This window comes from Ensifer sp. GW823-FHT05D09 (assembly GCF_058795755.1).
Genome location: NZ_JBXAIA010000002.1, coordinates 463,762 through 484,278, shown reverse-complemented (window position 1 = coordinate 484,278; position 20,517 = coordinate 463,762). Strand labels below are relative to the sequence as shown.

Here is a 20,517-nt window from a genome sequence, read left to right as displayed (position 1 = left end):
CGCTTGGACAATGCTGCAATCGAGGAAATGTTCGAAACGCTCGGGCCCGTGACAATCAAACGCATGTTCGGCGGCAAGGGCGTCTATTTCGAAGGCGTCATCTTCGCGCTCGAAGTCGATGGAGAAATTCTCCTGAAAGGTGACGACAGGACGGGCCCGACTTTCGAGGAGGCCGGATCCCGGCGATGGGCCTATGACGGCAAGGGAAAACCGGTGAAGATGCCCTATTGGAGCATCCCGGAAGAGGCCTACGACGATCCGGATGAAATGGCGCGCTGGGTCAGACTGGCCTACGAAGCGGCGTTGCGGGCCAAGAAATAGGCCGGCAGATACTCATAGCGTTCCCGGTTCAGACCGAACCACGGAAACGCTCTATCTCTTTGTTTCTGCGCATTCCTGGCGCGAAACGGCTTCGCTCAGACAGCGTCAGCGAGCGCCTTCGTCTGCGCCCTGATGGCGCGAACGGCGTCGGCGGCAAACCGCGAAAGCGGTTGGGGTAGGGCATCGAGATCGTACCAGCCGATGTCGGACAGCTTGTCCGGCTCGGTCAGTTGCGGTTCGCCCGCAAAATCGTCGGTGACGTAGATCATCGAGATCCAGTGCTGACGATCGGCTTCGATCAATTGCTCGCTGAGGCAGAGAAAGCGGGTCGAACGGATCGACAGGCCGCTTTCCTCTTCCGCTTCACGGCGCGCGGCAAGTTCGCTGCGCTCCATGTGATCGACCTTGCCGCCCACAATGTTCCAGTGGCCAGCCTCGGGCGCCTTCAAGCGCTTGCACAGCAGCAGCTTGCCGTCGCGCATGATCGCCAGTCCGCAGCCGAAGCCCGGAAAGTCGATTCCCGGCCGACCCATTTCTGGATCAGGCCTTGCCGGCGATCAGCATGAATGCGGGGATTTCGTCACCGAAGCCAACAGGCGTCGGGCCGTCGTCATGGTCACGACGGTGGCGATTGCGGCGATCACGATTGTCGTCGTTGGCAGGATTTGCCGCGCGAACCGGACGTTCCGGGCGGTGGCCATTGCTCTGCTTTGTCTCTGCGTTGCGTGCCGGTTTCACCGCTTCCACCCTTTCGACGACTGCTTCAATTTCTGCCTCACTATCGGCACGAACCGTATCGGTTTTGTGATCGGAACGGCCACGCGGTGCACGGTCCCCATCTTTTTTACGGTCCTTGCGACCATCGCGACCGCGGTCACGACGACCGGTGTCGTGGCTTTCCATCGGCTCGGGAAGGTTCGCCAGGTCACCGTTCAACCATTCGACCTTCTGGCCGATCAGCTTTTCGATGGCCTCGGAGAACTTCGTGTCGCGCTTGGTGACCAGCGTAAAGGACGCCCCGGAGCGACCGGCACGACCGGTGCGGCCAATTCGGTGGACATAATCTTCCGCATGGATCGGTACGTCGAAATTGAAGACGTGGCTGACATCAGGGATGTCGAGACCGCGGGCCGCCACGTCGGAGGCAACGAGCAACGTGATATGGTTGTCTTTGAACCCGGCAAGCATGGCCATGCGCGAGCGCTGGTCCATGTCACCATGCAGGGCACCGACCGAGAAGCCGTGACGCTCGAGCGAACGGAAGAGGTCGGCAACATCCTTCTTGCGGTTGCAGAAGATGATGGCGTTCTTCAGGTCGTCCTGGGCGCGGATCAGATCGCGCAGAACGGCGCGCTTCTCGTAATCCTTCCCGTGCGTGGCGACGAAGCGCTGCGTAACCGTCTGCGCCGTCGATGCCGGACGGGCAACTTCGACGCGCTCCGGGTTCTGCAGGAAGCGATCGGCAAGCTTCTGGATCTCCGGCGGCATAGTGGCCGAGAAGAAAAGAGTCTGGCGCGTGAACGGGATCATCTTGGCGATGCGCTCGATATCCGGGATGAAGCCCATGTCGAGCATACGGTCAGCTTCGTCGATGACCAGAATCTCGACGCCGCTCATCAAGAGCTTGCCGCGCTCGAAATGGTCGAGCAGGCGGCCGGGCGTGCAGATCAGCACATCGGCGCCGCGCTCCAGCTTGCGATCCTGTTCGTCGAACGAGACGCCGCCGATCAGAAGCGCGATGTTGAGCTTGTGGTTCTTGCCGTACTTGTCGAAGTTCTCAGCAACCTGGGCAGCCAGTTCGCGTGTCGGCTCCAGAATCAGCGTGCGCGGCATGCGCGCACGTGCACGACCCTTTTCGAGCAGGGTCAGCATCGGCAACACGAACGAGGCCGTCTTGCCGGTTCCCGTCTGCGCGATGCCGAGGATGTCGCGACGCTGCAACGCCGGAGGAATGGCGCCGGTCTGGATCGGGGTCGGGATTGTGTAGCCCGCATCGGTAACTGCGGAGAGAACTTTTTGGCTAAGGCCAAGGTCAGCAAAATTGGTCAAAGGGAAATCTGTTTCCGTTCCGGTTCGATAAGAACACTGCTCGATCGGTGGAAAACACACCACCGCGTGGCCGGGCTCTTAAGCCGAATACGGTCGAAAGTCAAGAAATCCAGCACGTTGAAGCGGGAAAAGGTTGATGGCAACGAATCTGTTGTGTTTCTTGTCAAGTGGCGAGCGCAGAACGCGTCGGTATCCTGCTCATTTCATATAGCTAGCAAGCTTGGTCCCGGCGTTGAGAAACCGCATGGGATCGACCGCCTGACCGTTCAGCCGGATCTCGTAGTGCAGGTGCGGACCTGTCGAACGGCCGGTGTTGCCGGACTTCGCGACGACATCACCGGCCTTGATCCGGTCGCCAACCTTGACCAGGACTGTCGAGAGGTGGGCATAGCGGCTGGCAACGCCGTTGCCATGATCGATCTCGACCATGTTTCCGTAGCCGCCCGTCTGGCCGGCATTGGTAACGGTGCCCGGGGCTGTCGCACGGATGCGGGTGCCAACCGTGGCGCGAAAATCTATCCCTGCGTGCAGCGCCAGGCGACCGAGAAATGGATCAAGCCTGTTGCCGAAGTCGCTGGTGATATCGCTTGCCGGAGACGGGTTGCCGAAGGGCAGTTCCCGGACCTGCGAACGCGTGCGTTCAAGCTCGACAAGGGCCGAATCGAGCGCTGCAAGCGACTGGCCGAATCCGTCGTCGTTAACCGGCTCGACGAAAGGGCCGCCGATCGCGGCGTCCGTGGAGCCCGTGGTTTCATCCGAGGGCGCCAGCTCGGCGACATCATTTTCCGGCAGGGCAACACCTGTGCGGCCGACGATCTTGCGGATCGCCTGCGACGTTCTGGCAGCGCCATCGGTCAGTTGCTCAAGCCTTTGCATCTGGTCACGTTCCACATCCTTCAGCGAGAGCGTCACCTTCGAAAAAAGCCGATCGGCGCGATCGGAGGTGCTTTCACTTGGCGAAGGCCGAGCGTAGGCAAGGGCGGCGACACGGGCAGGTGCTGCCGTTTGCCCACCGCTCAGCCCCATCAGCTTTTCGATTGCCTGCACACCACCGGTGACATCGGCGCGTTTTTCGTAGGCGAGGGGTTCGACCGGTGCCGGCTGGGTGAAGTCGGTCGACAGGCCGGAATTTTCCGCCCGCTCGATCAGCGCGCCGAGCTTGCCGTTGCGAGACGAAAGCGCCTGCTGCTGCTGAAGCAGCTTCTCGACCTTTTCTTCGACGACTTGCTGATCGAGCAGCTGTCGGCTCGTAACGCGATCGACCTGTGCCCGCAGCGCGGTGATTCGGTCTTCGTATTCGTGCTGCATGCGCGCCTGACGGGCGATCGTCCCACCGATCAGATCGTCGCGAAGGACGAGATAGGAGGTGGCAGCAAGGTAGCCGATGCCGAAGACGCCCACTACCGAAACGGCAAAGGCGGCCATCCACGGACGCACCGTCATATGGCGAACCTTGTCGCCGCTCGCCAGGATCAGAACATGGTTTTGCGCGCGCTTTCCGAAGGTGCGATTTGCCGAACGTTCAGACACTCCACCACTCCCGCCGTCTGCGAATTGTCTCGCATTGCTTGACGGGCATTACACTTCGTTAGGGTTAATATTTGGTTGAGTGCCTGCACTACGAGAGGTTGGTGGAAGCCGTCATCGAGCGGTAGAAGGACGGCGTCAGACCGGCTTCGGCACGGGCGATGTCGTTGAACGGCGCCTTGAGCGGACCGCGAAAATTAGCGCGAACGAGTTGCTGGAAGGTCGCCGCGGGATCCTTCCTTTCCCGCGCGCAGAGGAAGCGGAACCATTTGGCGCCGACGGCCACATGGCCTTTCTCATCCTCGTAGATGACGTCGAGGACGGCGGCGGTCTCGAAGTCTCCGGTCTCACGCATCCGTGCCTGGAGCGCCGGCGTCACGTCCAGCCCGCGCGCCTCCAGTATGAGCGGAACAACGGCAAGCCTGGCGGTCAGATCGTTTCGGGTGGCGTGCGCGGCCTGCCAAAGTCCGTCATGGGCCGGCAGGTCGCCGTAGTCCGCGCCGAGGTCGTTCAGCCGCTGGCGGACCATGCGGAAGTGCTTGGCCTCCTCGAACGCGACCTTCATCCACCCATCGAAGAACGAATTCGGCACTGATTCGGACGCAAAACGCGCGACAATATCGAGCGCGAGATCGACGGCATTGAGTTCGATATGGGCGATCGAATGCAGAAGCGCGATCCGCCCCTTGAGCGAGCCCAGCGATCGCTTCTTCACCTGGGTTGGTGGTGTCAGAAGAGGCTTTTCCGGTCGACCCGGCCTGAGCGGAACAGGCCGGTCGAGCGGTGAGCGCAATGACAGCGCCCGGCGCTGCCAGCGGCGCGCTGCTTCCTGCGCAAGCTCCGTCTTGACGTCGAGATCGGCCGCACTGATCGCCTCGACGGCCGCACCGCGCAGACTGTGAAAGGTGGGAAGTCTCGTCATCTTGGCCTCGTCGTTCGCACTCAGAGTGCCTTGGCGGCCTGGAGTACCTCTTGGGCATGGCCGTTGACCTTGACCTTTTCCCAGACGCGAGCGATCCGTCCATCGGCGGCAATCAGGAACGTGCTGCGTTCGACGCCCATGTATTTGCGCCCGTAGAGGCTCTTTTCCACCCAGAGCCCATAGGCGTTGATGGCAATCTTTTCCTCGTCGGCAGCAAGCGTGACCGTCAGGCCGTGTTTTTTGGCGAAACGGTCGTGACGCTTCACCGAATCAGGTGAGATGCCGATCAGCTCGACGCCTGCGGCAGCAAAGTCAGGGGCAAGTTCAGTGAACGAGATCGCTTCCAGAGTGCAACTCTTGGTGTCGTCCTTCGGATAGAAGAACAGCACGACTGGGCGACCGCGAAACGCCGAGAGAGAAAGTGAACCGCCACCGTCACGGGGAAGCGTGAAATCAGGAGCGAGATCTCCGGGGTTGAGTCCTGCCATGAATAAACCTTCCTTGCGCCAAGATTTGTGAACAATCGCCGGCTAGGGCATATCGAAATTCGACAACCTGCGTCCAGCGGATTTGTGCTAGATTTGACAGGTTCCGGACGGGTTGCGTCGATAGGACCCTTTGCCCGGCATTCGCTGACACGAAACCCACGGATGTGTGAATGCTTTCCACAGCATGGTCGGCGCGGTGTGGTGACACCGTCTGGACAGATGTGGTCTACGTGACGGTGATAATGACCCGTCGCCCCATAGCCGCATGATGCGCCAATGGGAGAGGCGGACTTTCCCGTCTTGAATTGGAGGGCGTCCGCGCCGATGAGTGATATCCGCGGCGAAAAAGTCGGCTTTCGCAAGAAAGACATCGTCGCGTTGCATGCGTTGCCCTCGGCGCAGGCACACGAACCCGTTATCGTGCATGCACCACACAAGCGCGGGCTGCTGCGCCTTCTCAGCAAGATAGCTCTTTGCGGTTTTCTGTTCACCTTCATCATCGCAGCCGGCCTGATCGCCGTCGTTGAGAGCGGCGCAATCGACAGTACACTCAACGCGCGCGCGCGCACGGCGCTGAACGCCGCACTCGGCGGAGCCTATCGCGCCGAGGTTGGCAGCACCGTCGTACGCATGACCTCAAATGGGGCACTGGCACTGAAGGCGCGGGAGGTGGCGCTGAGCGAAACCACATCCGGTCAGCCCGTCGCAAAATTGAGTTCAATATCCATTGCGCTCGACCCTATCGCGTTGCTGACGGGCCGGATTGCGGTTTCGCGCCTGGAAGCGGAAGGCGGTGACTTCGACACCGGCCTGCTACCACGCGGCGAGCCGATCGATCTGACGAAGATCAAGATCGCGGATGTCGGCGTGGCGCTGGAGACGCTTTTTGCGCACGTCGATCGCATGTCACAGATGGCAGCGGGGCGGGGCGACCAGACGGTCCTGCTTTCCAATTTTTCCTTCACGGTTGCCGGTGCGCGTGACCACATCGTGCCTGTCGATGCGAAGGAACTGGAGTTCAATCGTGATGTCGATGGCTCGATGCATGTCAAAGGCAGCCTCACCGTCGACGGTGTCGATGTCGATCTGAACGCCAACGCTAACGCTCTTGGCGCACAGAATCATGTCGCTGGTTTCGAAGCGTCGATCTCCAACGTTCCATTGAAACCATTCTTCTATCACGGCCCCTTCGGAAAGGAGGCAGCCTTCGGCATCGACGCAACGGCGGGACTGACGCTCACCGCGAAGCGCGCCGCCGCGGGCGCCAAGCCAGATCTTCGCGTGGCTGTCAGGACGTCCGAAGGCGCGTTCCACGCTGGCGGGCTCGTCTCCACGATCAATCCCTCCCAGATGGATATCGCCTATGATTTCGAGCGGGCTTCTGTCGAAATCCTGCCATCCACCGTCAATGTCGGTCGCTCTGTTTTCCCCTTTACCGGCGCCGTGAAAGATCTTGATCGGATCGCAGGCGCAACCGACCAGGGTTTTGCCATCGATCTCCTGTTCAAGAATGCAAGCTCGGCACCGGAGGATATTGCCGAACGCCCCTTGATCTTTGACGCCAAGGCGAGCGGCCGCTTCACATCCGACGCGCGTCACCGCCTGATCTTTGATCAGCTCGCCGTTTCCAGCCCGCTCGGCTCGATGTTCGGGTCGCTCTCGATCGCCTTCGGCAAGACCTCGCCGCAGGTGAGCTTTGCCGCCATCAGCGATCGCATGCAGCCGACGGCCGTCAAGCAGCTCTGGCCGTGGTGGCTCGCCAAGGGCGCCCGCCGCTGGGCGATCCGCAATCTCTTCGGCGGCACGGTTACAGATGCGCGCATCGAGGTATCGGTGGCGGAGGGGCGGATCGCCGCCAACGAAGGCGAGCTGAAGCTTGACGAAAAAGAACTGAACATCGCGTTCAACATCGACGGTACACGCATCAACATCGCCGGCGAGATACCGCCGCTGCGCGACACATCCGGCACGTTCAAGCTCAGCGGCCAGCGCATGGAAGTCGGCGTCAAACAAGGGGCGGCCTATTTCCCCTCCGGGCGATCGGTCGCGCTCAACGGCGGCGACTTCATCATTCCCGATGTCTACACCAAACCCTTGATTGCCGAGATGAAGATCGAGGTCGGTGGTGAGGCGGATGCGATTGCCGAGCTCGTCACCTACAAGCCGATACAGGCGCTGCAAAAGACGCCCTTCGTTCCCGGCGACTTTACCGGCCCGCTGACCGCGCAGGTCGGTGCGCGGTTCGGCCTTGTCACCGACCAGCACCCTCCGCCGCCGCTCTGGCAAGTGGAAATGCAGCTAGAGAACGTCACTGTCACGCGCCCGATCGCCGGTCGTGAGATTTCCAACCTTTCCGGCACGTTCCGTGTCGACAACCAGCAAGCGGTTCTCGATGCCGATGCGGTGGTGGAAGGTGCAAAGGTCAGGATTGCGCTCACAGAGCCTGTCGACAGCAAATCGAAGGTCAAGCGCAGACGCGAAATCAGCGGGACGCTCGATGCGGCAGCTCGGGAGAAGCTGACGCCCGGGCTGTCGAAGATTATCTTTGGCCCGATGGTCGTCGATCTGGTGATCGACGAGTCTGATATGCAGCATGTCACCATCGATCTGACCAAGGCCAGGCTGTCTCTGCCTTGGATCGGCTGGAACAAGGGCGCTGGCATCCCCGCGGAGGTGCGCTTCACATCCGACATCAGCGACAGCGTCACAACGATCAAGGACTTCGCGATCGCCGGCGATGGTTTCGGCGCACGCGGCAGTCTGCAGGTCGACGGCGCCGGCGTCGTCGCCGCCAAGCTCACCAATGTCCGTCTGGCGCAGGGCGACGATTTCAACGTTGCCATCGACCGCCGCAAGGGCGTCCACGTCGTGACATTGAGCGGATCGGCAGCCGATATCCGTCCGATCCTTGCCCAGATGAAGAGCGGCTCGGGTGGCAACGGTGGCAGCGGCGATGACATCACGATCCAAGGGCAGCTCGGTCGCGTCTCCGGCTTCAACGGCGAAGTGTTGTCGAACGTCAACCTGACCTATTCGGAGCGCGGCCAACAGATCGAGGACATCAATCTGTCGGCGGTGACCAGTAGCGGCCAGGCGCTCGTGGCCAAGCTCGCCAAATCCGGCGCCGACAACATCCTTGAACTGACGACCGGCGATGCCGGTGCGCTTGCCCGCTTTGCCGACATCTACAGCAACATGCGCGGCGGCCTGTTGAACCTGAAGCTGCGTGATCGCGGCGGCCGATCATGGCGCGGCTCGATCGACATCCGCAAGTTTTCGCTGATCGGCGAGCAGCGCCTGCAGTCGATGGTGTCAACCCCGGCAGGCCAGGACGGGCGAAGCCTCAACCAGGCGGTAAAACGCGACATTGACGTCAGCACCGCGCGCTTCGAACGCGGTTTTGCCCAACTGGCGCTCGATCGCAGCGCCATTCGCGTCGATGGCGGCGTTCTCAGGGGAACCGATGTCGGCGCAACCTTCCAGGGAACCGTGCGTGACGGCAACGGCATCATGGACATGACTGGCACCTTCATGCCTGCCTACGGCTTGAACCGCATTTTCGGGGAATTGCCGTTGATCGGCGTTCTGCTCGGCAATGGCCGCGATCGCGGCTTGCTCGGCATCACCTTCAAGCTCAATGGCCCGTTCAACCAACCGAATCTGACGATCAATCCGCTTTCGATCATCGCTCCCGGCGTCTTCCGCAGCATCTTCGAGTTCCAATAAAAAGGCCGGCGCAACGGCCGGCCTTCGATTTGATCTGATGTTCGCTCAACTCAGGCGGGGCGAACCAGGATGTGCTTCTTCTTGCCGAGCGACAGCTTAACGATGCCATCCGAAGTCACGTCACCGCTGCCGATCAGCCGGCGTTCGTCACTGATTGCCTGGTCGTTGATGCGCACGGCGCCACCTTGAACGTGGCGGCGGGCTTCGCCGTTGGATGCGGCAAGTCCAGCGCGAACAACCAGCGACAACAGGCCGATACCGGCGTCAAGCTCGGACGCAGGCACATCGACCGACGGCAGGTTTTCCGACACCGCACCTTCTTCGAAGGTCTTGCGGGCCGTCTCGGCCGCCTGTTCTGCAGCGGCGCGGCCGTGCAGCATGGCGGTGATTTCGGTCGCGAGGATCTTCTTGACCTCGTTGATCTCCGAACCGCCGAGCTTCGAAAGCCGCTCAATCTCGACCATCGGCAGCGTGGTGTAGAGCTTCAGGAAGCGCGTTACGTCGGCATCCTCGGTGTTGCGCCAGTACTGCCAGAAGTCGTAGGCCGACAGCATATCCGGGTTGAGCCAGATCGCGCCGTTGACCGACTTGCCCATCTTCGCGCCCGACGACGTCGTCAAAAGCGGCGAGGTGAGGGCGTAAAGCTGAGTCGTGCCCATGCGGTGGCCAAGGTCGATACCGTTGACGATATTGCCCCACTGATCCGAGCCGCCCATCTGCAGACGGCAGCCGGTGCGCTTGTGCAGTTCGACGAAATCGTAGGCCTGCAGGATCATGTAGTTGAACTCGAGGAACGACAACGATTGCTCGCGCTCAAGCCGCGTCTTGACGCTATCGAACGACAGCATGCGGTTTACCGAGAAGTGACGGCCGACGTCGCGCAGGAATTCGAGGTAGTTGATGCCAAGCAGCCAGTCGGCGTTGTTGATCATCAACGCGTCCTTGGGGCCATCGCCATAGCTCAGGTAGTTCGAAAACACCGTCTTGATGCTGGCGATGTTGGCGTCGATGGTCGCCGGCGTCATCAGTTGGCGCGCCTCGTCCTTGAAGGAGGGGTCGCCAACCATGCCAGTGCCGCCGCCCATCAGCGAGATCGGTCGGTGGCCGGTCGCCTGCAGCCAGTGCAGCATCATGATCTGGATGAGGCCGCCGGCGTGAAGGCTCGGGGCCGTCGGGTCAAAGCCGATATAGGCAGTCACGGTCTCCGTCCGGAACAGCTGGTCGAGACCGGCATCATCGGAACTCTGATGAATGAAACCGCGCTCGCTGAGGGTGTGGAGGAAATCGGACTTGAACTCGGACATGACCTGTCTCTTTCGGCTGGGTAGAACGTCTGCGCGCGGCGTTTAGCATTGTTTGGGCAAAAGTGCACGTCTTTGCTTGGGCGATGTTTTTGCTATGTAGACAAGCAACGCCTTGGAGGAATGCATGGGCAAGATCATGACAGCGATCGGCTTGATGAGCGGGACGAGCATGGACGGAATCGACGTGGCGCTGCTGCGCACCGATGGCGACGCGTTTGTCGAGCGGGGCCCTTCTGCCGGCTACGCCTACGATCCGCGTTTCCGCGACCGGCTGAAACAGGGCCTCGAAGAAGCAAAGTCGATCACAAGCCGCGAGCAACGGCCAGGTACCCTGGCCGAACTCGAGCGGGAGCTGACTCTGAGGCACGCCGAAGCCGTTCAAACCTTTATGCGGAACAACAATATTAAATCAGATGCTGTTGATATCATTGGCTTTCATGGACAAACGGTTCTTCACCGCCCCGACGACGCCTTGACCGTGCAGATTGGCGACGGTGCGCTGCTCGCCCGCGAAACGGGCATCGATGTTCTCTACGACATGCGCGCAAACGACATGGAGCATGGCGGCCAGGGCGCGCCGCTCATTCCCGTCTATCATGCGGCGCTTGCCCGCAACGCCACAGCGGATGGCAAGTTGGAAGCGCCTGTTGCTTTCGTCAACGTCGGCGGCATCTCCAACTTGACATACATCGGTGCGGATGACGGGCTGATTGCCTACGACAGCGGCCCCGGTAACACGCTGATCGATCAATGGGTCGAGGCACATGCCGGCATTCCCTATGACCAGGGCGGCATGATTGCCAGCGAAGGCAGCGTGCTGCCGGAACTCGCCGAACGCTATCTGCTCAATCCCTTCTTCTCGGCGGACAGGCGTCGTTCGCTCGATCGCAACGATTTTGCACCGCCAGAGGGAAAAGACGCCAGTCTCGAAGACGGTGCACGCACGCTCGCCTATGTGACGGCAGCCGCTATCGTCAAATCGGCCGGTCACCTGCCTACAACGCCCCGGACCTACATCGTGTGCGGCGGCGGCCGGCTCAATCCGGTGATCATGGGGGATCTCGGGTCGCAGGCAAAAAACCACGGCGCAAACGTGCTGTCAGCCGAGGCGGTGGGATTCAACGGCGATTCGATGGAGGCGGAGGCCTGGGCCTATCTCGCTGTTCGGGCGCGGGAGGGATTGCCACTCACCTATCCCGGCACAACCGGAGTACGCCAACCGGTTACCGGCGGGAAGTACGCATTCCATGGCGCGCGCTGACAGAGGCTTTGTCCGCCACGTTTGCATTTGACCGATTAATCAAATTTTCGCCTGCCGCTCTTAGTATCGTCCGGCGCTGCCAAATGAGGTGGCACGAAGCGGCACTGCCGCAGCAACAGACAATTCAGGTTCGTCGATGGGTGGTGCGATTTCTCTGCTGGCTGTGAACTTCGTCATCGCCCAGATTTTCACTGCAGCATTTCTTGTTATAGCGGCAAAGAGCCGGTCCAGACGGGCCGCACTCTATTGCGCCGGCGGCTTCGCCATTGCATCGCTTGCGGCGGTGTTCGAAACCGTCGTGCCGTTTACATCCACTCCACGTCTTTTCGCCATAGGTGCGTTTGCGAGCGTTCTCGCCGGTTTCTGCCTGCTACGGTTCGGCCTGGGTGTCTTTTATCGCGTACCGGCCAACTGGCTGGTGCTTGCCGCGTTTTTCCTGGCTTCGGTCGCGCTTGATCTGGTCATCTATCAATGGCCGAGAGGAACGCTGCAGCACTCGGCCCTTTATCAGTTGCCGTTCTTCATCATTCAGGCGTGGTCAGCATCCGTCGTCATCCGCTCCAAGCGACGCTCGGCGGCGGACCGAGTATTGCTGTCACTGCTGGCTCTGACCGCCGGTTACTATGTGCTGAAGGTCTTTGTGGCTGTGGTCGCCGGCTCGGGGGCAACGGCGCAGGACTATGTTTCCAGCCCATTCGCGCTGATTTCCCAGGCGCTCGGTGCGGTCCTCATCGTCGGCACCGGTCTTGCCATGCTTGGCGTGATGGTCATGGAAATCGTCGACGACGCACGCGCACGATCCGAAATCGACCTGCTTTCCGGGCTCTTCAACAGGCGTGGGTTTACCGAACGGGTCGCCCCCATGCTTCAACGTCGCGAAGGCCGCCTGCCGGGCACTTTGATCCTGGCTGACCTGGACCGTTTCAAGCTGGTGAACGACAGCTACGGCCACCACACCGGTGACGAGGTCATCCGCCAGTTCGCGCGAGTTCTAAAGGACGTCATGCCGAACCACGCGGTTGCCGGTCGTCTCGGCGGCGAAGAGTTTGCCGTGTTCCTGCCGTCGACGGAGCTTGAAGAGGCACGGGTGGTGGCGCACGGAATGCGCGCCGCGATGATGTCGCAGCAGATCGATGGCCTGGCGGAGCAGGCGAGGGTGACGGCAAGCTTCGGTGTGGCGGCCATTGCACGAGATGAGCCGCTCGAACTGGCGATGCAGCGGGCCGACAAGGCTCTCTATGCGGCAAAGGAAAACGGCCGCAACCGCGTGGAATGCGCCGCAGCGCCGCAGACGGTGGTCAATCCACAGGTCCCACAATGGATCGGGCGGCCGTGAGAGCCGCCCGGATCTTGATCAGCGAATGCGCTTGGCAGCCGGTTCCGGCGTCAGTTCGCCGTTGAGGCGACGGTCGAGGTAGTCCTCGCATTCCGCCATCAGACCCTCGACCTGACCGTTGAAGAAGTGGTTGGCGCCAGGCACGGTCTTGTGGGTGATGAGGATACCCTTCTGAGCCTTCAGCTTTTCCACCAGTCCGTTGACGTCCTTCTCGGGTGCCACCTTGTCCGAATCACCGTTGATGATGAGACCGGAAGACGGGCACGGCGCCAGGAACGAGAAATCATAGGTGTTGGGCTGAGGTGCTACGGCCATGAAGCCTTCGATCTCAGGACGACGCATCAGGAGCTGCATGCCGATCCAGGCGCCGAAGGAATAACCGGCAACCCAACAGCTCTTCGAATCGGGATGCAGGCTCTGCACCCAGTCGAGCGCCGATGCGGCATCCGAAAGCTCGCCGGCGCCGTGGTCGAACTCGCCCTGGCTACGGCCGATGCCCCGGAAATTGAAACGCAGCGTCGTAAAGCCGCGCTTCTGGAACATGTAGAAAAGCTGGTAGACGATCTGGTTGTTCATCGTGCCGCCGAACTGCGGGTGCGGGTGCAGGATGATGGCGATCGGGGCGCTTTTCTGCTTCGAAGGCTGATAGCGGCCTTCGAGGCGGCCGGCAGGTCCGTTGAAGATAATTTCGGGCATTGGCTCTCCGGGGGTGTTCCTGGTTCGAATCTTGGTTTCGGATCGCGATGAGTCTTGACGCAAGCACTCAGCTTTTCTAAAACCTAGTTTAGAACCGTTCAAAACTTCTGTGCGGGCATTCCGCCGTGTTTCGTCTCATAAGGCAAGCGGTGCGGAAAATTCAAGGAAAATGCATCGTCAGTGGTTGTCTGCGATGAGCCTATTGTTCTAGCGAAGGAAATTATGTCGACCTCGCGCATCTATATGGACTGGAATGCCACAGCGCCGCTTCTTGCCGAAGCGCGCGATGCGTGCCTGTCCGCGCTCGACCTGGTCGGCAACCCTTCCTCGGTCCATGGCGAGGGCAGAACGGTCCGCACGCTGATCGAAAATGCCCGCCGCGATGTGGCAGCGCTTTGCAGTGCAAAGGCGGCCAGCGTGATCTTTACCAGCGGTGCCACCGAGGCGGCCAACATGGTGCTGACCCCCGATTTCCGCATGGGTCGCACGCCGCTTAAGATCGGCAGGCTCTATGCGTCTGCGATCGAGCACCCGGCGGTGCGTGAAGGCGGGCGTTTTGGGCGCGAGGCCGTGTCGGAGATCCCGGTGACCGCTGCGGGTATCGTCGACCTCGAGGCCCTGCGTACGCTCCTCGCCAACCACGACCGCGAGAGCGGGCTGCCGAAGGTTGCGGTGATGCTGGTCAACAATGAAACCGGCGTCGTTCAGCCGATTGCCGAGATTGCTGAGATCGTTCGTGGTCATGGTGGTATACTGGTCGTCGATGCAGTCCAGGCTGCCGGCCGGTTGCCGCTTTCGATCGAAGAGCTCGGCGCGGACTTTCTGATCCTCTCGTCGCACAAGATCGGCGGCCCGAAGGGCGCCGGCGCGCTTGTCGCCCGCGGCGAGATCATGATGCCGGCGCCGTTGATCCGGGGCGGCGGCCAGGAGAAGGGTCACCGCTCGGGAACCGAGAACGCAGTCGCGATCGCAGGCTTCGCCGCAGCCGCTCGCAAGGCGGCCGAAAGCCTGACGGAACGAATGACATCGATTTCCTCGCTTCGCGACCGGCTGGAGCGGGACATGCGGATATCGGCGCCGGACGTGGTCATCCATGGCCGCGACGTTTCGCGCGTTGGCAACACTATCTTCTTCACGCTTCCTGGCATGAAGGCGGAAACCGGGCAGATCGCCTTCGACCTCGAGGGGGTGGCACTTTCGGCCGGCTCGGCCTGTTCGTCCGGCAAGGTCGGCCAGAGCCACGTGCTGACGGCAATGGGATACGACCCGCGCCAGGGGGCTTTGCGCATCTCGATCGGACCGGCAACGACCGAAGCCGAGATCGAGCGCTGCGCGGCGGTCTTCGCCAAGGTTGCCGCAAGGCGCCGAACCACAGGTCAGGCCGCATGAGAACGTGCGGTTGAACGAAATTGCGGAAAAGCAATTTTCCGCTTGGCAAATGGGGTGAAAAGCGCCTTTTAGCCATTACATAAGCGGTGCGCCAAGTTCGCATCGTGTTGACAAGCTACCGGACCTTGGATCCGGAAAGATTGGAGAACGACATGCCTGCCGTGCAGGAGACCATTGATCAGGTCCGTCAGATCGACGTGGACCAGTACAAATACGGATTCGAAACCACCATCGAAGTCGAAAAGGCGCCGAAGGGCCTTTCCGAAGACATCATCCGTTTCATCTCTGCCAAGAAGAGCGAGCCGGAATGGATGCTCGAATGGCGCCTTGACGCCTATCGCCGCTGGCTGACGATGGATGAGCCCACATGGGCGCGCGTCAACTATCCGAAGATCGACTTCAACGACATCTATTACTACGCCGCGCCGAAGGGCACGACGGGTCCGAAGTCGCTCGACGAAGTCGACCCCGAACTTCTGAAGGTCTACGAAAAGCTCGGCATTCCCCTGAAGGAACAGGAAATGCTGGCCGGCGTACAGAAGTCCAAGATCGCCGTCGACGCCGTCTTTGACAGCGTATCCGTCGTCACGACCTTCAAGGAAGAGCTGAAGAAGGCCGGCGTGATCTTCATGTCGATCTCCGAAGCCATCCGCGAACACCCCGATCTCGTGAAGAAGTATCTCGGGACCGTCGTGCCGACGACCGACAACTACTACGCGACACTCAACTCCGCCGTCTTTACCGATGGCTCGTTCGTCTTCGTGCCGAAGGGCGTTCGTTGCCCGATGGAGCTGTCGACCTACTTCCGCATCAACGAGAAGAACACCGGTCAGTTCGAACGCACGCTGATCATCGCCGAAGACAACGCCTACGTTTCCTATCTCGAAGGCTGCACGGCGCCCCAGCGCGATGAAAACCAGCTGCATGCGGCTGTCGTCGAGCTGATTGCTCTGGATGAGGCCGAGATCAAGTATTCGACGGTCCAGAACTGGTATCCCGGCGACAAGCACGGCAAGGGCGGCATCTACAACTTCGTCACCAAGCGTGGCGATTGCCGCGGCAAGAACTCCAAGATCTCATGGACGCAGGTGGAAACCGGTTCGGCGATCACCTGGAAGTATCCGTCCTGCATCCTGCGCGGCGACGGTTCGCGCGGCGAGTTCTACTCGATCGCCGTATCGAACGGCCATCAGCAGATCGACTCGGGCACCAAGATGATCCACCTCGGCAAGAACACGTCGAGCCGCATCGTCTCCAAGGGCATCGCTGCCGGCGTTTCGGAAAACACCTATCGCGGCCAGGTCTCGGCCCACCGCAAGGCCGAGAACGCCCGCAACTTTACCCAGTGTGATTCGCTGCTGATCGGCGACAAGTGCGGTGCACACACCGTGCCCTACATCGAGGCCAAGAACTCGACGGCACAGTTCGAGCATGAAGCCACGACGTCGAAGATTTCCGAGGACCAGCTGTTCTACTGCCTGCAGCGCGGCATCCCGACAGAGGCGGCGATCGCGTTGATCGTCAACGGCTTCGTCAAGGAAGTGATCCAGGAGCTGCCGATGGAATTCGCCGTCGAAGCGCAGAAGCTGATCGGCATCTCGCTCGAAGGCTCGGTCGGCTGACGCCCTGAACTGATTATTGAATGGCGCGCATTGCCTTGCGCGCGAACAGACGTTCGTTTCCCAAGAGGACGATAGAAATGCTTGAAATCAAGAACCTGCACGCCCGCATCGCCGAAGACGGCACCGAAATCATCCGTGGCCTGAACCTGACCGTGAAGGCCGGCGAAGTCGCCGCCATCATGGGCCCGAACGGCTCAGGCAAGTCGACGCTGTCCTACATCCTGTCGGGTCGCGAGGACTATGAAGTCACTGAAGGCGAGATCCTTTACAACGGCGAGAACATCCTTGAGCTAGAAGCTTCCGAGCGGGCTGCCAAGGGCATCTTCCTCGCCTTTCAGTACCCGGTCGAAATCCCCGGCGTTGCCACCATGCAGTTCCTCAAGGTGGCGATGAACGAGCAGCGCAAGTACCGCGGCGAAGACGAACTGACGACGCCGGAATTCATGCGCCGCGTCAAGGAAGCTGCAGCCGAGCTGAAAATCGCTCCGGAAATGCTGCGCCGCCCGCTCAACGTCGGCTTCTCCGGCGGCGAGAAGAAGCGCGCCGAGATCCTACAGATGGCGCTGCTCGAGCCGAAGCTTTGCGTGCTCGACGAAACCGACTCCGGTCTCGACATCGATGCGCTGAAGATCGTTGCCGACGGCGTCAACGCGCTGCGTTCGCCCGACCGCGCCGTGATCGTCATCACCCACTACCAGCGCCTGCTCGACTATATCGTTCCGGACACGGTCCACGTCCTCTACAAGGGCCAGGTCATCAAGTCGGGCGACAAGACGCTTGCACACGAACTCGAAGCCAACGGCTACGCTGACATCATTGAAGCTGCAGCCTAGGGCCTGTTGAAGGAGTGTTCGAATGAATATGCAACAGGCAATCAAGATGACGGCAGCCGAAACGGCGCTGGTCGATGCCTATACCGCGCAGATCGGCGATCTGCCGGGCGACGGCTCGGTGCTGTCGGTACGTGACACCTTGGTGCACGAACTGAAGACGGCGGGCCTGCCGACGCGCCGCGTCGAATCCTGGCACTATACCGACCTTCGCACGCTGCTGCGGGCCGTGCCTGCCGCCGACCCCTCGGCGTTCGCCGATCGCGTCGAGGCGCTCGTTTCGGGTGCGACTGTGCTTTCGGTGCGCAACGGCCATGCCGACCTCAAGGGCAATGCGCCCGAGGGCGTGACGATCCGCTCCTACACCGACAGCCTGCTCGACGGCTCTGCCGCTGCCGGCCTTTCCGTGCTCGGCACGGACGATGCCATCGGCCGCATCAATGGCGGGCTCGTGCGCGGTGGCCTGGAGCTTGTGATCGCAGATGGTACCGAGCTGGAAGATCCGCTGGAAATCCAGCTGGTTCAGAGCCTCGGCCAGGCGCATACGCGCTTCCCGGTCTCCTTTGGTGCGAACACGAAGGCGACCGTCATCGAGCGTCATCTGTCGACCAATGCCGCCGAGAGCCTGATCTCGTCGGTCAGCGACATAACGGTCGGCGAAGGCGCTGAGATCACCTGGATCGTCCTGCAGCAGCAGGGTGGGGCCGATACCCATCTCGGCCAGATCCGCTTCGATCTCGCCAAGGATGCCAAGCTGCATCTCTTCCTCATCAATGCCGGCGGCAAGCTGGTGCGCCAGGAGATCCACGGCAAGACGAGCGGCGAGGGCGCCGATTTCAAGCTGCGCGGCATCAACCTGCTCGGCGGCGAAAGCCACACGGACGTGACCTTCACGCTCGGCCACAACGTGCCGCACACCACGTCGACGGAGATCATCCGCAACGTCGTGTTCGACCGCGCCAAGGGCGTGTTCCAGGGCAAGATCCTGGTCGCCAAGGACGCACAGAAGACCGATGCGAAGATGGCATGCAACACGCTGTTGCTTTCGGACGATGCCGATCTGTCGGCAAAGCCCGAGCTTGAAATCTTCGCCGACGACGTGCAGTGCGGCCACGGCGCCACCGTTGCCGACATCGACCACACGCAGCTCTTCTACCTCATGGCGCGTGGCATCCCGGAGAACAAGGCGCGGGCGATGCTCGTCAATGCCTTTGTTGCCGAGATCGTCGAGGAACTCGACGACGAACCGCTGGTCGAAGCGCTGGAAAGCGTGATCTCGGCCTGGCTCGAAAAGCACGCCTGATCGGCGCGTCTGATTGGATTGAATGACATGGAACACACTGTGCCGGTGCCCGCCTACGACGTCGAAGCGATCCGCAGGGATTTTCCGATCCTGTCGCGAACCGTCTATGGCAAACCGCTTGTCTATCTCGACAACGGCGCATCGGCACAGAAGCCGCAGGTCGTCATCGACGCGGTGAGCCATGCCTACTCCAATGAATACGCCAACGTGCATCGCGGGCTGCATTTTCTCTCGAACGCTGCCACGGAGGCCTATGAAGCGTCGCGCGAGAAGGTGCGCCGCTTCCTGAATGCGCCCTCTGCCGACAACATCATCTTCACGAAATCCTCCACCGAGGCGATCAATACGGTCGCCTATGGTTACGGCATGCCGAAGCTCGGCGAGGGCGACGAGATCGTGCTGTCGATCATGGAGCACCACTCCAACATCGTACCATGGCATTTCATCAGGGAACGCCAGGGCGCCAAGCTGGTCTGGGCGCCGATCGACGACGACGGCGCCTTCCACATCGAAGATTTCGTAAAATGCCTGACGGAGCGCACCAAGCTCATCGCCATTACCCATATGTCGAATGCGCTGGGCACCGTGGTTCCGGTCAAGGAAATTTGCCGCATCGCCCGCGAGCGGGGGATCCCGGTGTTGGTCGACGGCAGCCAGGGCGCTGTTCATATGCCTGTCGACGTGCAGGACATCGATTGCGACTGGTACGTGATGACCGGTCACAAGCTCTACGGCCCCTCGGGCATTGGCGTGCTTTACGGCAAGATGGACCGCCTGAAGGAAATGCGCCCCTTCATGGGTGGCGGCGAAATGATCGAGGAAGTGACGGAAGACCGCATCACCTACAACGATCCGCCGCACCGTTTCGAGGCCGGCACACCGCCGATCGTACAGGCGATTGGGCTCGGCTATGCGCTCGACTACATGGAAAAGATCGGACGGGCGGCGATCACACGACACGAAGCTGACCTGACGGACTATGCCCGCGAGCGCCTGTCGAGGATCAATTCGCTGAAAGTGTTCGGCGACGCACCCGGCAAAGGCAGCATCTTCTCCTTCGAGATTGCGGGCGTTCACGCCCATGATATTTCGACGGTGATCGACCGCGCCGGTGTTGCAGTGCGTGCCGGCACCCATTGTGCGCAGCCGCTCTTGAAACGCTTCGGCGTCACCTCCACATGCCGCGCATCCTTCGGCCTCTATAACACACGGGCCGAAGTGGACGCGTTGGCGGACGCGCTGGAGCATGCGCGTAAGTTCTTCGCCTGATCGAGTTTGAAAAATGGTTCAGGCTTACCATGCAAGCATCTGAACCAAAAGAGAAAGTCTAGGAGGCCGACATGAGCCTGGATGCAACGCAAGACAAAATCGACGTCCGCGAGGGCATCGTGCATTCGGCAATCCCGGCCGAAGAACTGGCACGGCTGAGCGACGATATCATCAGCGCGCTGAAGACCGTCTACGACCCGGAAATCCCGGCTGACATCTTCGAACTCGGGCTGATTTACAAGATCGACATCGAAGACGACCGCATGGTCAAGATCGACATGACGCTGACGGCACCCGGTTGCCCCGTTGCCGGCGAGATGCCCGGCTGGGTCGAAAATGCGGTTGGCGCCGTTGAGGGCGTGTCGGGCGTCGAAGTGGCGATGACCTTCGACCCGCCGTGGACGCCGGACCGCATGTCGGAAGAGGCCCAAGTGGCGATCGGCTGGTACTGACCGCAAGGCGCCATATTGATCC

The 20,517-nt window shown here is 61.0% G+C and carries 17 protein-coding genes; 10 read left to right on the top strand and 7 right to left on the bottom strand.

Translation table 11 applies throughout. The features are described from left to right. Positions 1-3: 3 nt before the first annotated feature. Positions 4-321 carry a TfoX/Sxy family protein gene (locus AC1Q80_RS08105; protein WP_173420042.1) on the top strand — a complete coding sequence of 106 codons (318 nt, stop codon included), beginning with the start codon at positions 4-6 and terminating at the stop codon, positions 319-321. Between the two features lie 95 nt (positions 322-416). Here the strand turns inward: AC1Q80_RS08105 and AC1Q80_RS08100 are convergent, their stop codons facing one another. From AC1Q80_RS08100 to AC1Q80_RS08080, 5 genes are all read right to left on the bottom strand, one after another. Beyond that, a complete protein-coding gene (locus tag AC1Q80_RS08100) occupies positions 417-854 on the bottom strand; it encodes an NUDIX hydrolase (protein WP_492360106.1) in 438 nt (145 codons plus the stop codon). A 7-nt stretch (positions 855-861) separates the two neighbouring features. Then, a complete protein-coding gene (locus AC1Q80_RS08095; RefSeq protein ID WP_173420040.1) occupies positions 862-2,370 on the bottom strand; it encodes a DEAD/DEAH box helicase in 1,509 nt (502 codons plus the stop codon). Positions 2,371-2,568: 198 nt separating this feature from the next. Further along, entirely contained in the window at positions 2,569-3,900 is a 1,332-nt protein-coding gene (locus AC1Q80_RS08090; protein WP_492360105.1) for a M23 family metallopeptidase, read from the bottom strand. An 88-nt stretch (positions 3,901-3,988) separates the two neighbouring features. After that, a complete protein-coding gene (locus tag AC1Q80_RS08085) occupies positions 3,989-4,819 on the bottom strand; it encodes a ferritin-like domain-containing protein (protein ID WP_173420038.1) in 831 nt (276 codons plus the stop codon). 20 nt (positions 4,820-4,839) lie between these two features. Beyond that, entirely contained in the window at positions 4,840-5,307 is a 468-nt protein-coding gene (locus AC1Q80_RS08080) for a peroxiredoxin (protein ID WP_492360104.1), read from the bottom strand. 324 nt (positions 5,308-5,631) lie between these two features. Here AC1Q80_RS08080 and AC1Q80_RS08075 point away from each other — a divergent pair, with 324 nt between their 5' ends. Further along, the gene (locus AC1Q80_RS08075) at positions 5,632-9,033 is read left to right on the top strand and encodes a YhdP family protein (protein WP_492360103.1); all 3,402 of its coding nucleotides are present in this window, start codon (positions 5,632-5,634) and stop codon (positions 9,031-9,033) included. Between the two features lie 50 nt (positions 9,034-9,083). Here the strand turns inward: AC1Q80_RS08075 and tyrS are convergent, their stop codons facing one another. Next, positions 9,084-10,337 (bottom strand): tyrosine--tRNA ligase, encoded by a 1,254-nt coding sequence (gene tyrS / locus AC1Q80_RS08070; protein ID WP_173420035.1) that lies wholly within the window; start codon positions 10,335-10,337, stop codon positions 9,084-9,086. A gap of 124 nt (positions 10,338-10,461) precedes the next feature. Between tyrS and AC1Q80_RS08065 the strand changes: the two genes are divergently transcribed. Beyond that, on the top strand, positions 10,462-11,598 hold the full coding sequence (locus tag AC1Q80_RS08065; RefSeq protein WP_492360102.1) for an anhydro-N-acetylmuramic acid kinase: 1,137 nt from the start codon (positions 10,462-10,464) through the stop codon (positions 11,596-11,598). Positions 11,599-11,734: 136 nt separating this feature from the next. Beyond that, the gene (locus AC1Q80_RS08060) at positions 11,735-12,934 is read left to right on the top strand and encodes a GGDEF domain-containing protein (RefSeq protein ID WP_492360101.1); all 1,200 of its coding nucleotides are present in this window, start codon (positions 11,735-11,737) and stop codon (positions 12,932-12,934) included. 18 nt (positions 12,935-12,952) lie between these two features. Here AC1Q80_RS08060 and AC1Q80_RS08055 read toward each other — a convergent pair whose 3' ends face one another. Continuing rightward, the gene (locus tag AC1Q80_RS08055; protein WP_025427123.1) at positions 12,953-13,630 is read right to left on the bottom strand and encodes an alpha/beta hydrolase; all 678 of its coding nucleotides are present in this window, start codon (positions 13,628-13,630) and stop codon (positions 12,953-12,955) included. A gap of 222 nt (positions 13,631-13,852) precedes the next feature. On the opposite strand from AC1Q80_RS08055, the gene AC1Q80_RS08050 reads away from it, so the two are divergent. From AC1Q80_RS08050 to AC1Q80_RS08025, 6 genes are all read left to right on the top strand, one after another. Further along, positions 13,853-15,019: a cysteine desulfurase family protein gene (locus AC1Q80_RS08050; protein ID WP_492360100.1), complete on the top strand. Its 1,167-nt coding sequence runs from the start codon at positions 13,853-13,855 to the stop codon at positions 15,017-15,019. Positions 15,020-15,171: 152 nt separating this feature from the next. After that, positions 15,172-16,641, top strand: coding sequence for a Fe-S cluster assembly protein SufB (gene sufB / locus AC1Q80_RS08045; RefSeq protein WP_173420031.1), 1,470 nt, complete (start codon positions 15,172-15,174; stop codon positions 16,639-16,641). Positions 16,642-16,718: 77 nt separating this feature from the next. Beyond that, complete coding sequence (gene sufC / locus AC1Q80_RS08040; RefSeq protein ID WP_112804995.1) at positions 16,719-17,474, top strand: Fe-S cluster assembly ATPase SufC; 756 nt, start codon at positions 16,719-16,721, stop codon at positions 17,472-17,474. 22 nt (positions 17,475-17,496) lie between these two features. Continuing rightward, positions 17,497-18,774, top strand: a complete 1,278-nt coding sequence (gene sufD, locus AC1Q80_RS08035; protein ID WP_492360099.1) for a Fe-S cluster assembly protein SufD — start codon at positions 17,497-17,499, stop codon at positions 18,772-18,774. A 27-nt stretch (positions 18,775-18,801) separates the two neighbouring features. Next, positions 18,802-20,043, top strand: coding sequence for a cysteine desulfurase (locus AC1Q80_RS08030; RefSeq protein WP_209791854.1), 1,242 nt, complete (start codon positions 18,802-18,804; stop codon positions 20,041-20,043). 71 nt (positions 20,044-20,114) lie between these two features. Then, positions 20,115-20,495 (top strand): SUF system Fe-S cluster assembly protein, encoded by a 381-nt coding sequence (locus AC1Q80_RS08025; protein ID WP_173420028.1) that lies wholly within the window; start codon positions 20,115-20,117, stop codon positions 20,493-20,495. Positions 20,496-20,517: the final 22 nt, after the last annotated feature.

Coding starts and splice junctions, on each gene's coding strand:
- sufC (WP_112804995.1), top strand. CDS start 16,719: ATGCTTGAAATCAAGAACCTGCACGCCCGCATCGCCGAAGACGGCACC.
- AC1Q80_RS08085 (WP_173420038.1), bottom strand. CDS start 4,819: ATGACGAGACTTCCCACCTTTCACAGTCTGCGCGGTGCGGCCGTCGAG.
- AC1Q80_RS08025 (WP_173420028.1), top strand. CDS start 20,115: ATGAGCCTGGATGCAACGCAAGACAAAATCGACGTCCGCGAGGGCATC.
- sufB (WP_173420031.1), top strand. CDS start 15,172: ATGCCTGCCGTGCAGGAGACCATTGATCAGGTCCGTCAGATCGACGTG.
- AC1Q80_RS08050 (WP_492360100.1), top strand. CDS start 13,853: ATGTCGACCTCGCGCATCTATATGGACTGGAATGCCACAGCGCCGCTT.
- AC1Q80_RS08030 (WP_209791854.1), top strand. CDS start 18,802: ATGGAACACACTGTGCCGGTGCCCGCCTACGACGTCGAAGCGATCCGC.
- AC1Q80_RS08065 (WP_492360102.1), top strand. CDS start 10,462: ATGGGCAAGATCATGACAGCGATCGGCTTGATGAGCGGGACGAGCATG.
- AC1Q80_RS08075 (WP_492360103.1), top strand. CDS start 5,632: ATGAGTGATATCCGCGGCGAAAAAGTCGGCTTTCGCAAGAAAGACATC.
- AC1Q80_RS08060 (WP_492360101.1), top strand. CDS start 11,735: ATGGGTGGTGCGATTTCTCTGCTGGCTGTGAACTTCGTCATCGCCCAG.
- AC1Q80_RS08055 (WP_025427123.1), bottom strand. CDS start 13,630: ATGCCCGAAATTATCTTCAACGGACCTGCCGGCCGCCTCGAAGGCCGC.
- AC1Q80_RS08080 (WP_492360104.1), bottom strand. CDS start 5,307: ATGGCAGGACTCAACCCCGGAGATCTCGCTCCTGATTTCACGCTTCCC.
- AC1Q80_RS08100 (WP_492360106.1), bottom strand. CDS start 854: ATGGGTCGGCCGGGAATCGACTTTCCGGGCTTCGGCTGCGGACTGGCG.
- sufD (WP_492360099.1), top strand. CDS start 17,497: ATGAATATGCAACAGGCAATCAAGATGACGGCAGCCGAAACGGCGCTG.
- tyrS (WP_173420035.1), bottom strand. CDS start 10,337: ATGTCCGAGTTCAAGTCCGATTTCCTCCACACCCTCAGCGAGCGCGGT.